This is a genomic window from Acidovorax sp. GW458-11-26-14-TSB4 (assembly GCF_059423865.1).
Window position 1 is genome coordinate 1 of the sequence record NZ_JBWKYR010000034.1, and the last position, 13,481, is coordinate 13,481.

Here is a 13,481-nt window from a genome sequence, read left to right on the forward strand (position 1 = left end):
GGTTCGGTGAGTCGCCTTGCGGGTTCGGCTCATCGATGGGTTGAACTGTACGCCGCACGTGTTCAGAGAAAAACCAGTCAGTCGCGAACTGTCTATTTCAGTTTTAGGAATAATTATTCAGGTACAAGTCTCGGGTTTACCCTGAATTTCCTGCGCCGAATGCCTTCTTCCGAATCCCTTGAAAAGCATATAAGCCAATGATTTGATGGGGTTTTGTGGATTTCCTGGATCAGCTTGAAAAGCATTGACCATCGCGACGACTGTTGTTGTCGAGGAAACGATTGGTGACAAAACGGGGTGCGCACCCCCAACATGCCCCGACTGGAAGCGGGGCCTCGCAGCTCGGGGACAATCGGGGCATGAACATGTCCATCGACAGCGAGGCCGCACTGGCATCCGGCCTGACCTGGCGCAACGGGTTTGCGGACCTGGGGCCGGCGTTTTTCACCGAACTGCAGCCCACGCCCCTGCCCAGCGCCCATTGGGTTGGGACCAGTGGCAGCGTGGCGCGTCTGGCGGGGATCGATGAGGCCTGGCTGCGCAGCGATGCAGCCTTGCAGGCGTTCACGGGCAACGCCATGCTTCCGGGCTCACGCCCATTGGCCAGCGTGTATAGCGGCCACCAGTTCGGCATCTGGGCCGGCCAGTTGGGCGATGGCCGGGCCATCCTGCTGGGCGAGACGATTGGCGGCCACGAAATCCAGCTCAAGGGCGCGGGCCGTACACCGTATTCGCGCGGGGGGGATGGCCGGGCCGTGCTGCGCTCGAGCATCCGCGAGTTTCTGTGCAGCGAGGCGATGCAGGGCCTGGGCGTGCCGACCACACGGGCCCTGTGCATCACGGGTTCGCCCGCGCCGGTGCGCCGCGAGGAGGTCGAGACGGCCGCCGTGGTGACCCGCGTGGCGCCAAGCTTCATCCGCTTCGGGCACTTCGAGCATTTTTCGGCCAATGGCATGGAGGCCGAACTCAAGGCCCTCGCCGACTATGTGATCGACCGCTATTACCCCGAATGCCGGGGGCGCAGCGAGCTGGCGGGCAACCCCTATGCCGCGCTGCTGCAGGCCGTGAGCGAGCGCACGGCGGTGCTCCTGGCGCAGTGGCAGGCCGTGGGCTTCTGCCACGGGGTGATGAACACCGACAACATGAGCATCCTGGGCCTGACCATCGACTACGGGCCGTTCCAGTTCCTCGATTCCTTCGTGCCCGGCCATGTCTGCAACCACAGCGACACCCAGGGCCGCTATGCCTACAACCGCCAGCCCAATGTGGCTTACTGGAACGTGTTCTGCCTGGCGCAGGCGCTGCTGCCGCTGATCGGTGACCAGGAACTGGCCATGGCCGCGCTGGGGTCGTACAAGACCGTCTTTCCCGCCGAGTTCATGGCCCGCATGCGCGCCAAGCTGGGCCTGGGCGACGTGGCCGGGGAGGGCGATGCCGAGCTGATCGACGGCCTGCTGGTGCTGCTGGCCAAGGGCGGGGTGGATTACCCCATTTTCTGGCGCCGCCTGTCGCATGCCGTCGCCTCGGGCGAGTTCGAGCCCGTGCGCGGCATGGTGGCTGACCAGGAGGGGTGGGATGCCTGGCTTGCCACCTACCTGGCCGATGCCCGGCTGGCTGACCGTGCCCGCGTATCCAAGGCCATGCTGGCCGTGAACCCCAAGTTCGTGCTGCGCAACCATTTGTGCGAAGAAGCCATCCGGGCGGCGAAACTTGGCGACTTCGGCCCACTCCAAACCTTGCAGCGGTTGCTCGAAGACCCATTTGAAGAGCATCCCGGGCACGATTCCTACGCTGCCTTCCCGCCCGCTTGGGCTTCCACCATCGAGATCAGCTGTTCATCATGACCTATCCCGTCCACAAGACCGATGCCCAATGGCAGGCCGTGCTGCAGGAAAAGGGGGCAGAGCCCGCCGCGCTGCAGGTTACGCGCTATGCCGCCACCGAGCGCCCTTTCACCGGAAAGTACGAGGCCCACTGGGCCGACGGCAGCTACCATTGCATCTGCTGCGGAGCCAAGCTGTTCGACTCGCACACCAAGTTCGATGCGGGCTGCGGCTGGCCCAGTTTTTCCGAGGCCGTGCCCGGTTCCATCCAGGAAATCGTGGACCACAGCCATGGCATGGTGCGCACCGAGACCGTGTGTGCACAATGCGGGGCCCACCTGGGCCACGTGTTCGAAGATGGCCCCCAGCCCACGGGCCTGCGCTACTGCATGAATTCGGCATCGCTGGACTTTGAAGACAAGGCGCCCTGATCCCGCATGAAAATCCTGATCGACTTCCTCCCCATCCTGCTCTTCGTCGGCGCCTACAAGTTTTACAACATCTATGTGGCCACCGGCGTGCTGATGGCTGCCACGGTGGTGCAGATGGCGCTGATCTACCTGATCGACCGGCGGTTGCAGACCATGCACAAGATCACGCTGGCGCTGATCCTGCTGTTCGGCACGCTCACGCTGGTGCTGCAGGACGATCGCTTCATCAAGTGGAAGCCGACGGTGCTCTATGGTGCCATGGCCCTGGCGCTGGCCGTGGCGCTGTGGGTGTTCAAGAAGAACTATCTCAAGCTGCTGCTCGGCAGCCAGATGGAGCTGCCCGATGGCGTCTGGATGCGGCTGAACGTGGCTTGGGTGGTGTATTGCGCCTTCATGTCCGCCATCAATGCCTACGTGGTGATCAATTTCAGCACCGAGGCCTGGGTGGAGTTCAAGCTCTGGGGCTATGCGTTCCCGCTGGTCTTCCTGGTGGCGCAGGGCATCTATATTGCGCCCCACCTCAAGAGTGACGAGCCCGCCGCATGACGACCATGACCGATACCGCCGCCCCGTCCAGCCTGGCGCGCCAGATGCACGAGCGCCTGGTCGAGCGACTGGCGCCCACGGCACTTGAAGTGATCGACGAAAGCGCCGACCATGCCGGGCATGTCGGCGCCAATGGCACGGGTTTCGGCACCCATTTCCGGGTGCGGATTGCCTCACCTTTGCTTACAGGCAAGCCCCGCGTGGCGCGCCACCGCCTTGTGTATGATGCGCTGCAGGAATTTTTGGATGCGGGCGTCCACGCCCTCGCTATTGAAATCCTCTGAACCGGCCCCACTGTCCTGATTTGCCGGATTTCAGCTGGCAACTACTATCTCATTTTTTGGATTCCGCATGAAGAAACAGCTCCTGTCCGGCCTCGTGGCCGCTGCCGTGCTGGGCACGATGGCCCTGCCCGTTTCCGCCCAGAACATCGCCATCGTCAATGGCAAGGCCATCCCCAAGGAGCGTGCCGAGTTGATCAAGCAGCAATTCGCGCGCACGGGCCGGCCCATGCCTCCCGAAGCCGATGCCCAGATCAAGGACAGGCTGATCCTTCAAGAGGTGTTTGCACAGGAAGCGCAAAAGCGCGGCCTGGACGCGTCGTCCGATTTCAAGCTGAGCATGGAAATGGCGCGGCAGGGCATCCTGGCCAATGAGCTGGTCCTCGATTTCCAGAAGAACAACCCCGTGACCGACGAGGAAATCAAGGCCGAGTACGACAAGTTCGTGGCCGCCAACAGCGGCAAGGAATACAAGGCCAGCCATATCCTGATCGAGAAGGAAGCCGACGCCAAGGCCGCGATTGCCGCCATCAACAAGGGCGCCAAGTTCGAAGAGATCGCCAAGAAGCAATCCAAGGATCCAGGCTCCGGTGCCAACGGCGGCGCCATGGACTGGGCCACCCCTTCGAGCTACGTGTCGGAATTCACCGAAGCCATGATCAAGCTCGAAAAGGGCAAGATGACCCAGACGCCCGTCAAGAGCCAGTTTGGTTACCACATCATCCGCCTGGACGACGTGCGCCAGGCCGAGCTGCCCAAGCTCGAAGATGTGAAGCCCCAGGTTGCCCAGCAACTGCAACAGCAGAAGCTGGCCAAGTTCCAGGAAGACTTGCGCGCCAAGGCCAAGGTCGAGTAATCGATTCCCTGCCGCCTTTCGGCAGCAACAAAAAACGCGGCCGAGGCCGCGTTTTTTCATGGGGATCTGGAATTGTTGTTCACGGCTTGAAGATCCAGGCCAGCCCCATCGCGATGGGAATGAGCACCGGCTGGTGCACCATGTAGAAGCTCAGCGACCAGCTGCCCAGTACCGACAGCGGCGAGAAGGCCCGCGGCAGGGGCTCCCGTAGCCAGCCGCCCCCGTTGCGCAAGGCCCACTGGCCTGCGGCCAACCCCCACCAGAGCACGCCCAGCCAGGGAAAGATGGGCACGTAGTCTTCGGTGAATGGCTTGCGCGCCACCAGCCCCAGCCAGTTGAGCATGCGGGCATCGAAGGCAGGGGCCAGGTCGCTGAAGGCCCCCGTCAGCAGGTGGGTAGCGGCCACGGGCAACGCCAGCGCCACCAGCCCGCACAGCCACAGCCATGCGCCCCATCCGGCCGTGAAGCGCGCGATCAGCAGCATGACTGCCATGCCGTGCAGCACGCCGAAGTAGATAAAGCTGCGCGGGAACATGAAGAACGAGCCCAGGCTCACCAGCAGGGCGCAGCCGGCGATCTGCAGCCAGCGGCGGGTGAAGCGCTGCAGGCTCTGCCCCTGGTGCAGCGCAATGGCCTGGCCCAGGCCGGCGCAGAACAGGAACAGGCTCAGGATCAGGGTGCGTTGCGTGGTCCACACCGGGTCGGTGCGGAAGTCCTGGGGCCATACGCCGAAGTGGGCCAGGTCGAAGCAGAAGTGGAAGGCGGCCATCCAGACCATGGCGGCTGCGCGCAGGGCGTCTACGGCTTCGTAGCGGGGTGGTTTTGAGAGTGGGGTCATTCGGGGCGCAAGCGCGGTGGGCGTGGGGTGGATCGTAGCGTGGCTTGGTTGCTGTGCTGTGCTGGTGCTTGTGGGCATGGTTGCTGTGTGCTTTGGCTGAGGGCGGGAGCCGGGATGTGCGCCCGGCGGCGCACCCACCTTCTTTTGCGTCGCCAAAAGAAGGTGGGCCAAGAAAAGGCGACCCCCAGTCTGCGTCCCTTCGCTTCGCTACGGGCAACCTGCGGTGCTCGGAACTGGGGTGGTGCCGATGAACTCCCTGCGCTCCCTCTGCGAGGGAGCTCCGGTCAAACAGCATCGGCAAGCCAGAGCACGAAGTGCATGTGTCCTTCGGCACATGCACCCACCCCAGTTCCTGCGCTCCTCGGCGCAGCCAGCAGGGGTGGGGAGCGGGGTCAAAAACGGCTGCTGCTCTCGCAGCTGCGCAGGGTGTCGGTTACGCGCTGCGCACTGCCGACAAGGCCGAAGCGCAGCGAGGCAGCTGGGGCCGAGCGAAGCAATGGCCCGTGTGGAGCTCGCTCCCACCCCCTTCTGACCGTGCCGAGAAGCGCAGGGCCTGGGGTGGGCGCGTGCCGAAGGACATGCGCTTCGTGGTCTGGCTCGTCGCTGCTGTCCGAGCGGAGTTCGAAGAACGAAGCGAGTTCAGCGACGCCACCCCAGGACCGAGCATCGCAGGTTGCCCGTAGCGCAGCGAAGGGACGCGGGCTGTGGGGCGCTGTTTCTTTGCCTACTTTCTTTTTGCGCAAAAAGAAAGTAGGTGCGCCGCCGGGCGCACATCCCGGCTCCCGCCCTTGGCAAAAGCATGCAGCAAGCACGGCAAGCACGGCAAGCACGGCAAGCACGGCAAGCACGGCAAGCACGGGCAGCACCGCCATCGGTAGATACATTCTGAAATAAACCGAAACTGCCCCGAGACCCCCAAAAAACCGCCCAGGCGCACCATAGGCCCATGTTCAACACCGTCCATGAAAGGACTGCACCATGAAACCCTGGATCCAAAAAACCCTGGCCGGCGTGTTCGGCGCCACCATCGTCCTGGGCGGGCTGACCGCATGCGCAGGCGGCCACCACCGCGGCGAGATGGGCCCCGAGAAGATCGCCGAGATCCGCGGCAAGGTCGTCAACCGCGTGAGCAGCAAGCTCGACCTCAACGATGCCCAGAAGGTCAAGCTCAACGCACTGGCCGACACCCTGCAGGCCCAGCGCGCCGCGTTCAAGGGCAAGACGCCCGACCCGCGCGCCGAGGTGCAGGCCATCGTCGCCGGTGCCACCTTCGACCGTGCCCGCGCCCAGGCCCTGATGGAGGAGAAAACCCGCGCCGTGCAGACCGCCGGCCCCGAGGTGATCGCCGCCATGGCCGACTTCTACGACAGCCTGAACCCCGATCAGCAGCAGAAGGTGCGCGACATGATGAACAAGCGCGGCCACCGGGGTGGCTGGATGGCCCACGGCTGAGCGCGGGAAGGAGAGCCACGCATGTCCCCCGCACTGCACCCCATCCACACGCTGACCGAGCGCGTGCGCCTGCATGGCCCCCAGTTGCTGGCGGGCCTGCCGGACCCCCATGACGAGCTGATGTCGCTGGTCTGGGGGCCCCGCTTCGACCGCGAGCACGCCATGGGCCTGCTGGCGCGGCAGCCCGAGCATGCCGCCCTGACGCTGCCAGCGTTGCTGGACGCGGCCGACCGCTTCGACGCCCTGCACACCGGCGCCAAGCACCGCCTGCGCCAGTTGATCGTGCGCCACCGCGCGCTGGGCGGTGCCCTGGACTCCTGACATCCCCGGTACCCCTCGACCTTCTTAGAATCGGCCATGCACCGGATCCTGCTCATTGATGACGACGCACAGCTCGGCCCCCCGCTGGCGACCTATTTCCAGCGCTTCGAGCTGGAGCTCACGCATGCGCTCAGGCCCAGCGAGGGGCTGGCGCAGCTCGCGGCGGGCGGCTTTGATGCCGCCATCCTCGATGTGATGCTCCCCGAGATGGATGGCTTCGAGCTGTGCCGCACCATCCGCAAGCAAGGAGACCTGCCCATCGTCATGCTCACCGCGCGCGGCGACGTGATGGACCGGGTGGTGGGGCTGGAGCTGGGCGCCGACGACTACCTGCCCAAGCCGTTTGAACCGCGCGAATTGGTCGCGCGCTTGCAGACGGTGCTGCGCCGGCGGCGCAGCGACGGGCCGGGCAATGGGCAGGGCCAGGGGCCGCTGGAATTCGAGGGCCTGCACATCGACGCCGCACGCCGCAGCGTGCTGCGCCAGGGCGTGGCGGTGGAGCTGACCGGTACCGAATTCGACCTCTTGCACCTGCTGGCGCGCGAGCCGGGCCGCGTGTTCAGCCGCGACGATATCCTCAACCAGCTGCGCGGCCACGAGGCCGAGCTCTACACCCGTGCGGTGGACATCGTTGTCAGCCGCCTGCGCAAGAAGCTCGAACCGCTGGACTGCATCAAGACGCTGCGCAACGCCGGCTACTCGCTGGCTCTGCGGAAGGCGCAGCCATGAGGCGCTGGGGGCAACGCGGCGCGGCCGATGTGACCGGTGCACCGCCGGCCCCGGGCGGGCGCCGCGGCTGGTGGCGCCACCACCATCGCCATCACCATGGCGAGGACGGTCAGCCTTGCCCCTGGCACCGGCGTGCGCGCGACGCCGTCGGGCATTCGCTGCGCATCCGCCTGGTGCTGCTGTTCCTGGTGCTGGCCTGCATGACCACCATCACCTTTGTCGGCGGCGTGCAGAAGGCCTTGTCGGTGGGCTGGCGCGAGGCGGCACGGCCGCTGCTCATGGACTATGTGGACCGGCTGGCCGGCGAGATCGGCAGCCCGCCCAGCGTGGAGCGCGCCCAGGCCATCGTGCAGCGCCTGCCGATCCACCTGCGCATCGAGGGGCCGGTGGTCAACTGGGTCTCGCACCCCGACATTCCGCGCCCTGACTGGATGCGCGACAAGGACAAGGACAAGGCCAGGGACAAGGACCGGCCCGAGCGGCACTGGCTGGGCGACAGCGACGATGGCCACCGCCTGCTGCAGCGCACGACGGCAGACGGCCACTCCATCGAGTTCGGCCTCAATGCCATGACCTGGGAGCAAAAGCCGCGCGTTGCCTGGGTCACGCTGTCGGTGCTGCTGCTGCTCACGGGGCTGGCCTATGTCTACATCCGCCACCTGCTGCGGCCGCTCGATGACATCCGCCGCGGCGCCCGGCGCTTTGGCGAGGGCGACTTCGGCGAACCCATTCCCGTGCGCCACGCCCACCGCCCCGATGAACTGGGCCAGCTGGCAGCCACCATCAACACCATGGGTGACGACATCCACCAGATGCTGGAGGCCAAGCGTGCCCTGTTGCTGGCCATGAGCCACGAGTTGCGCAGCCCGCTGACCCGTGCGCGCCTGAACACCGAGTTGCTGCCCGAAGGCCCTGACGTGGGGACCCAGCGCGAGGCGCTGATGCGCGACCTGGGGGAGATGGCGCACCTGATCTCCGACCTGCTGGAAAGCGAACGCCTGGCGGGCCGCCATGCCGCGCTGCACCGCGAGCCCACCAACCTGCCCGAGCTTGCGCGCGAGGTGATCACTGAACTGGAGGCGCGCCACGACTGCGCCGACGACATCGTGGTCATCGCCGACCCGGCCCTGCCCGTGCTGGCGCTGGACCGGGGGCGCCTGCGCCTGGTGCTGCGCAACCTGCTGGACAACAGCCTGCGCCACTGCGAGCCCACGGCCTCGCCGCCCGAGCTGCACCTGCGCAGCACCGCCACCGGCGTGGAGCTGGAGGTGCGCGACCATGGCCCCGGCGTGCCGCCCGAGCACCTGGCGCGCATGGCCCAGGCCTTCTACCGCCCCGACGTGGCGCGCCAGCGCGCCACGGGCGGGGTGGGCCTGGGGCTGTACCTGTGCCGGCTGGTGGCGCAGGCGCATGGCGGGCAGTTCGAGCTGCGCAATGCCTCGCCGGGCCTGTCGGTGCGCATCACGCTGCCGGCCGAGCCTGCACAGGTGACGCCTACCAAGGGGTGAACTACCGGGAGGCCGATCCGGGCGCGGTCATCGCGTCGCGCTGCTGCGCAAAGGCAGCTTTCGCGATGCGCGCGAACAGGGCCGAGCGCGGGTTCTCGTGCCCCTGCCGGCCCGGGGTGGCCAGCACCACCGATTGTGGGGCGAGCGGCCCGCGCAGGCGGCGGCAGGCAATGCGCTTGCCGTCATAGCTCCAGTCGCGCGCCGGCCGCGTGGTGAGCAGCGACACCCCGAGGCCATTGGCCACCAGCGAGCGCACCATCTCGATCGACGGTGTCTCGTACGCGATGCGCGGCGCCACACCGGCCTGGCGGAACAGCGAGAGGAAATACTCGCGGCTGTGCGGCAGGTTGATGAGGACGAAGGGCTCCTGCGCCAGGGTGGACAGCGCGAGGCTGCTGCGCCCGGCCAGCGCATGGCCTGCGGGCAGCAGTGCATAGGGCACGAAGGAGGTGACGGCCTCCAGCCGCACGGCGCGTGCCAGGCCCAGGTCGTAGAGCAGGGCGGTGTCCAGGGCGCCGCGCTCCAGCTGCTGCACCAGGGTCTCGGTGTCGGCCTCGTGCACCTCGATCTCCACCTGCGGGTGCTTGGCGCGCATGCGCACCAGGATTTCGGGCAGGTAGCGCGGCGCCAGCGTGGACAGGCAGCCCACGCGCAGCAGCCCGGCCTCTTCCTCGCGCCGCGGGCCTTCGAGGGCGCGGGCCTTGTCCAGCAGCACCTGGGCCTCGCGCTGGCGCTGCCGGCCGGCGGCCGTGAGGTCCAGGCCGCGCGCGTGGCGGCGCACGAACAGCACCTCGTCCCACAGCGATTCCAGGTCGGCAATGGCCTTGGAGATGGAGGGCTGCGACACGCTGAGCGCGTGCGCGGCCCGCGCCGCGCCGCCGTGCTGGGCGGCGGCCACAAAGTATTCGAGCTGGCGCAGGCTGATATTGATCAAGATGGTTGATCCAATGTATCAAGATTGAATATTTTATTTTGATGCAGGAATGGGCAACCATGGGAACTCCCGATCAGCCCACGGAGTTCCTTGCCATGACTGCAACCACCCGCCCGCTCGACGGCGTGCGCATCCTCGACTTCAGCCGCGTGCTCGCGGGCCCGCTGTCCACGGCCCTGCTGGCCGACCTGGGCGCCGAGGTCATCAAGGTCGAGCCGCCCACGGGCGACGACTACCGCCACATCGGCCCCATGCGCGAGGGCATGAGCAGCCTGTTCACGGCGCTCAACCGCAACAAGAAGAGCCTGGTGCTCGACCTCAAACACCCCGATGCGGCGCAGACCATCGCGGCCCTGGCCGCCACGGCCGACGTGGTGGTCGAGAACTTCCGTCCCGGGGTGGCCGAGCGCCTGGGCGTGGGCCCCGAGGCCTTGCGCCGCGTGAACCCCAGGCTGGTGTACGTGAGCGTGTCGGGCTTTGGCCAGACCGGGCCGCTGGCCCACCTGCCGGCCTACGACATCATCGTGCAGGCCATGAGCGGCCTGATGGAGTCCACGGGCGAGCCGGGTGGTGCCCCGACCATGGTGGGCGAGGCCGTGTCCGATGTGATTGCCGGCCTGTTCGCCTCCTGGGCCACTCTGGCTGCGCTGCTGCAGCAGCGCCGCACGGGCGAGGGCCAGCATGTGGACGTGGCCATGTTCGACGCCACGCTGGCCTTCCTGGTCACCGGCGTGGGGCGCTACCTGTTCACCGGCCAGAGCCCGCAGCGCAGCGGCAACCGGCATGCGTTCTCGGCGCCGTTCGGTGTCTACCGCGCGCGCGACGGGCATTTCGCGCTGGCGGTGCTCAACCACAAGCTGTTTGCCGCGCTCGCGCAGCTCATCGGCGAACCCGGGTTTGCGCAAGACGCGCGCTTTGCCAGTGACGAATTGCGCCATGCCAACGAGCCTTTGCTGGCAGCCGCCATCGAGGCCTGGGCCGGGCAGTTGCCGGTGGCCGAGGTGGTGGCCGCGCTGGAGGCGGCGGGTGTGCCCGGCGGGCCGCTGTGGAGCACCGCCCAGGCGCTCGAATCCGAGCAGGGCAGGGCGCGCGGCCTGCTGCGCGAGGTGCACGACCCGCGCCTGCCCGGCTTGCGCGTGCCCACCCAGCCCGTCAAGTTCGGCGGCGCTGCGCCCAACCGGGCCGAGCCCGCGCCCGCACTGGGTGAGCACACCGATGAACTCATGGACGCGCTGCTGCACTGCGGTGGCGAGCGACTTGCCGCATTGCGAGAGGCGGGGCTCTTCGGCCCCGTCTGATTTCACCCATTCCACAAGGAGCTTTTTCATGAATCCGATGAACCGACTGGGTGTGACCCCCGAGGACCAGGGCGTTGCCGACGCCGTGGCCCGCTTTGCCCGCGAGGTGCTGGCGCCGCGCGCCCGCGAGATCGACGAGGCGGCCCTCTCCGTCACCTACCATGTGCCGCAACTGGCCGCGCTGGGTGTGATGGGCATGAACCTGCCCGAGCACCTGGGCGGTGCAGGCGTCACGCCCACGGCCATGCTGCTGTCGCTGGTGGAGATATCGCGCGCCTGCGCCGCTACCTCGTCGATGATCGGCGCGCACTACCTGGGCACCGATGCGGTACTCATCGGTGGCAGTGCCGAGCAGCACCAGCGCTTTCTGCCGCGCGCGGGCAGCGGTGAATGGCTGGCGGGCTTTGCCCTCACCGAGCCGCGCGGCGGCTCGCACCCGGCCGACATGCGCACCCGGGCCGTGCGCGAGGGCGACCACTACCGCATCGACGGCGTCAAGCACTTCATCTCCAACGCGCGCGAGGCGCAGTTCCTGGTGGTCTTCGCCAAGACCGATGCCGATGCGGGCGCACGCGGTGTCAGCGCCTTCGTCGTGGAAACCGCTACGCCGGGCATCAGCGTGTCCTCGCCCGAAAAGCTCATGGGCATCCAGGGCGCGCATGCGTTCGAGGTCGCATTCGATGGCGTGCGCGTGCCGGCGGCCAACCTGCTGGGCGCCGAGGGAACAGGTTTCAAGATTGCGATGAAGGTGCTGGACAACAGCCGCCTGGACGTGGCCGCCACGGCCCTGGGTATTGCCGAGGCGGCGATTGCGGACGCCACGCACTGGATGAAGGAGCGCCTGGTCGGCGGCGAGCCCCTTGCCGGCAAGCAGGGCCTGCAGTGGATGCTGGCCGACATGAAGCTGCGCCTGGAGGCCTCCTGGGGCCTCACGCTGCAAGCGCTGGCGCTGCGCCAGGCGGGCCAGCCCTTCACGCTGCAGTCGGCCATGGCCAAGCTCCATGCCTCCGAGATGGTGGGCTTCGTGGCCGATGCGGCGCTGCAGATCCATGGCGGCTATGGCTACACGCGCGAGATGCCGCTGGAGCGCTATGTGCGCGATGCTCGCATCCTGCGCATCTACGAGGGTTCTTCGGAAGTGCAGCGCAACATCATTGCGCGCACCCTGCTGGGTTGATGGCCTGCCATGCACCTTTCTGGTGCAAGTTGGTGGGCCGGCACTGGCCCGCAATTTGCTAAATTCCCGTGCCGGTGAAGTACCGGCCAGCGCCCATGCCGGGCCTGTCGATGGGATGGCCCTTTGGGCTTTCCCAAACGGCGGGAAGCAGGGCGGTTTCTTGGGCCCCTGAGGGCGGTTTCCTAGCGTTAACCCTGTATAGACAGGTACGATAGAGCCACCATCATCGAACCCAGGGAGCACGGCCTGCTTCCCTCCGGATGAACAAAAGTACTTTTTTCCCCTACAGGAGCTGATGATGAGCCGAACGGTTGTGAAGATGGCGTCGCTGGCAGCGGCGGTTGCATGCGTGGTGGGGCTGGCCGCACCGGCCCAGGCCCAGGAGACCAAGATTGCCCTGGGCATGTCCGGCTGGACGGGCTTCGCCCCGCTGACGCTGGCGGACAAGGCCGGCATCTTCAAGAAGAACGGCCTGGACGTGGAACTGAAGATGATCCCCCAGAAGGACCGCCACCTGGCGCTGGCCTCCAAGGCCATCCAGTGCGCGGCCACCACGGTGGAAACCCACGTGGCCTGGAACACCAACGGCGTGCCCATCGTGCAGATCTTCCAGATGGACAAGTCCTACGGCGCCGACGGCCTGGCCGTGCGCAACGACGTCAAGAGCTTTGCCGACCTCAAGGGCAAGTCCATCGGCGTGAGCGCCCCGGGTACGGCCCCGTACTTCGGCCTGGCCTGGATGCTGTCCAAGAACGGCATGAGCCTCAAGGACGTGAAGATCGTCTCGCTGGAGCCCCAGCCCGCGGCCCAGGCCTTCGTGTCGGGCCAGAACGACGGTGCCATGACCTACGAGCCCTACCTGTCCACCGTGCGCGCCAACCCCGCTGCCGGCAAGATCCTGGCCACGACCATCGAGTACCCCATGGTGATGGACACCGTGGGCTGCGACCCCACCTGGCTCAAGGCCAACGCCAAGGCGGCGCAGGCGCTGACCAACTCGTACTTCGAAGCCCTGGAGATGATCAAGGCCGACCCCGTCAAGTCCAACGAGATCATGGGCTCGGCCGTCAAGCAGACGGGCGAGGCCTTCGCCAAGTCCTCGGCCTTCCTGCGCTGGCAGGACAAGGCGGCCAACCAGAAGTTCTTCGCGGGTGAGCTCAGCGCGTTCATGAAGGACGCCGGTGCCATCCTGCTGGAGGCTGGCGTGATCCGCAAGGCGCCCGAGAACTTCCCCGCGATGTTCGACGACAGCTTCATCAAGTAAGCAGTAACCAAAAGAGGATAGAA

15 protein-coding genes are annotated in these 13,481 nt (G+C 66.7%); 13 read left to right on the plus strand and 2 right to left on the minus strand.

The window, feature by feature from the left end; translation table 11 throughout:
* The 6 genes from AC07X5_RS30800 to AC07X5_RS30825 form a co-directional block, all read left to right on the plus strand.
* The coding region (locus AC07X5_RS30800; protein WP_494773256.1) for a hypothetical protein at window positions 1–201 on the plus strand (201 nt) is incomplete at its 5' end.
* Between the two features lie 158 nt (window positions 202–359).
* Window positions 360–1,844, plus strand: coding sequence for a protein adenylyltransferase SelO (locus AC07X5_RS30805; protein ID WP_494773257.1), 1,485 nt, complete (start codon window positions 360–362; stop codon window positions 1,842–1,844).
* Window positions 1,841–2,254 (plus strand): peptide-methionine (R)-S-oxide reductase MsrB, encoded by a 414-nt coding sequence (gene msrB, locus AC07X5_RS30810; protein WP_409962211.1) that lies wholly within the window; start codon window positions 1,841–1,843, stop codon window positions 2,252–2,254. The genes AC07X5_RS30805 and msrB overlap by 4 nt, the downstream gene beginning before the upstream one ends.
* Window positions 2,255–2,260: 6 nt before the next feature.
* On the plus strand, window positions 2,261–2,800 hold the full coding sequence (locus AC07X5_RS30815) for a septation protein A (protein WP_494773258.1): 540 nt from the start codon (window positions 2,261–2,263) through the stop codon (window positions 2,798–2,800).
* Window positions 2,801–2,805: 5 nt separating this feature from the next.
* Complete coding sequence (locus AC07X5_RS30820) at window positions 2,806–3,084, plus strand: BolA family protein (RefSeq protein WP_409962215.1); 279 nt, start codon at window positions 2,806–2,808, stop codon at window positions 3,082–3,084.
* Window positions 3,085–3,151: 67 nt separating this feature from the next.
* Window positions 3,152–3,937 carry a peptidylprolyl isomerase gene (locus AC07X5_RS30825; RefSeq protein WP_494773259.1) on the plus strand — a complete coding sequence of 262 codons (786 nt, stop codon included), beginning with the start codon at window positions 3,152–3,154 and terminating at the stop codon, window positions 3,935–3,937.
* 79 nt (window positions 3,938–4,016) lie between these two features.
* On the opposite strand, the gene AC07X5_RS30830 is transcribed toward AC07X5_RS30825, so the two are convergent.
* On the minus strand, window positions 4,017–4,775 hold the full coding sequence (locus tag AC07X5_RS30830) for an acetyltransferase domain-containing protein (protein ID WP_494773260.1): 759 nt from the start codon (window positions 4,773–4,775) through the stop codon (window positions 4,017–4,019).
* Window positions 4,776–5,753: 978 nt separating this feature from the next.
* On the opposite strand from AC07X5_RS30830, the gene AC07X5_RS30835 reads away from it, so the two are divergent.
* From AC07X5_RS30835 to AC07X5_RS30850, 4 genes are read left to right on the plus strand one after another with little or no spacing between them, the layout of a single operon-like run.
* Window positions 5,754–6,227 carry a Spy/CpxP family protein refolding chaperone gene (locus AC07X5_RS30835; RefSeq protein WP_494773261.1) on the plus strand — a complete coding sequence of 158 codons (474 nt, stop codon included), beginning with the start codon at window positions 5,754–5,756 and terminating at the stop codon, window positions 6,225–6,227.
* Window positions 6,228–6,248: 21 nt separating this feature from the next.
* Window positions 6,249–6,548 carry a hypothetical protein gene (locus AC07X5_RS30840; RefSeq protein WP_494773262.1) on the plus strand — a complete coding sequence of 100 codons (300 nt, stop codon included), beginning with the start codon at window positions 6,249–6,251 and terminating at the stop codon, window positions 6,546–6,548.
* 36 nt (window positions 6,549–6,584) lie between these two features.
* A complete protein-coding gene (locus tag AC07X5_RS30845) occupies window positions 6,585–7,277 on the plus strand; it encodes a response regulator transcription factor (RefSeq protein WP_494773263.1) in 693 nt (230 codons plus the stop codon).
* Complete coding sequence (locus tag AC07X5_RS30850; protein WP_494773264.1) at window positions 7,274–8,785, plus strand: sensor histidine kinase; 1,512 nt, start codon at window positions 7,274–7,276, stop codon at window positions 8,783–8,785. Before AC07X5_RS30845 ends, AC07X5_RS30850 begins: the two co-directional genes overlap by 4 nt.
* A gap of 1 nt (window position 8,786) precedes the next feature.
* Here the strand turns inward: AC07X5_RS30850 and AC07X5_RS30855 are convergent, their stop codons facing one another.
* Window positions 8,787–9,719, minus strand: a complete 933-nt coding sequence (locus tag AC07X5_RS30855) for a LysR substrate-binding domain-containing protein (RefSeq protein WP_409962408.1) — start codon at window positions 9,717–9,719, stop codon at window positions 8,787–8,789.
* Between the two features lie 95 nt (window positions 9,720–9,814).
* Between AC07X5_RS30855 and AC07X5_RS30860 the strand changes: the two genes are divergently transcribed.
* The 3 genes from AC07X5_RS30860 (at window position 9,815) to AC07X5_RS30870 (ending at window position 13,458) form a co-directional block, all read left to right on the plus strand.
* Complete coding sequence (locus AC07X5_RS30860; protein WP_494773265.1) at window positions 9,815–11,017, plus strand: CaiB/BaiF CoA transferase family protein; 1,203 nt, start codon at window positions 9,815–9,817, stop codon at window positions 11,015–11,017.
* 28 nt (window positions 11,018–11,045) lie between these two features.
* Window positions 11,046–12,194, plus strand: a complete 1,149-nt coding sequence (locus AC07X5_RS30865) for an acyl-CoA dehydrogenase family protein (RefSeq protein ID WP_494773266.1) — start codon at window positions 11,046–11,048, stop codon at window positions 12,192–12,194.
* Between the two features lie 298 nt (window positions 12,195–12,492).
* The gene (locus AC07X5_RS30870; protein ID WP_409962402.1) at window positions 12,493–13,458 is read left to right on the plus strand and encodes an ABC transporter substrate-binding protein; all 966 of its coding nucleotides are present in this window, start codon (window positions 12,493–12,495) and stop codon (window positions 13,456–13,458) included.
* The last annotated feature ends 23 nt before the right edge of the window (window positions 13,459–13,481 follow it).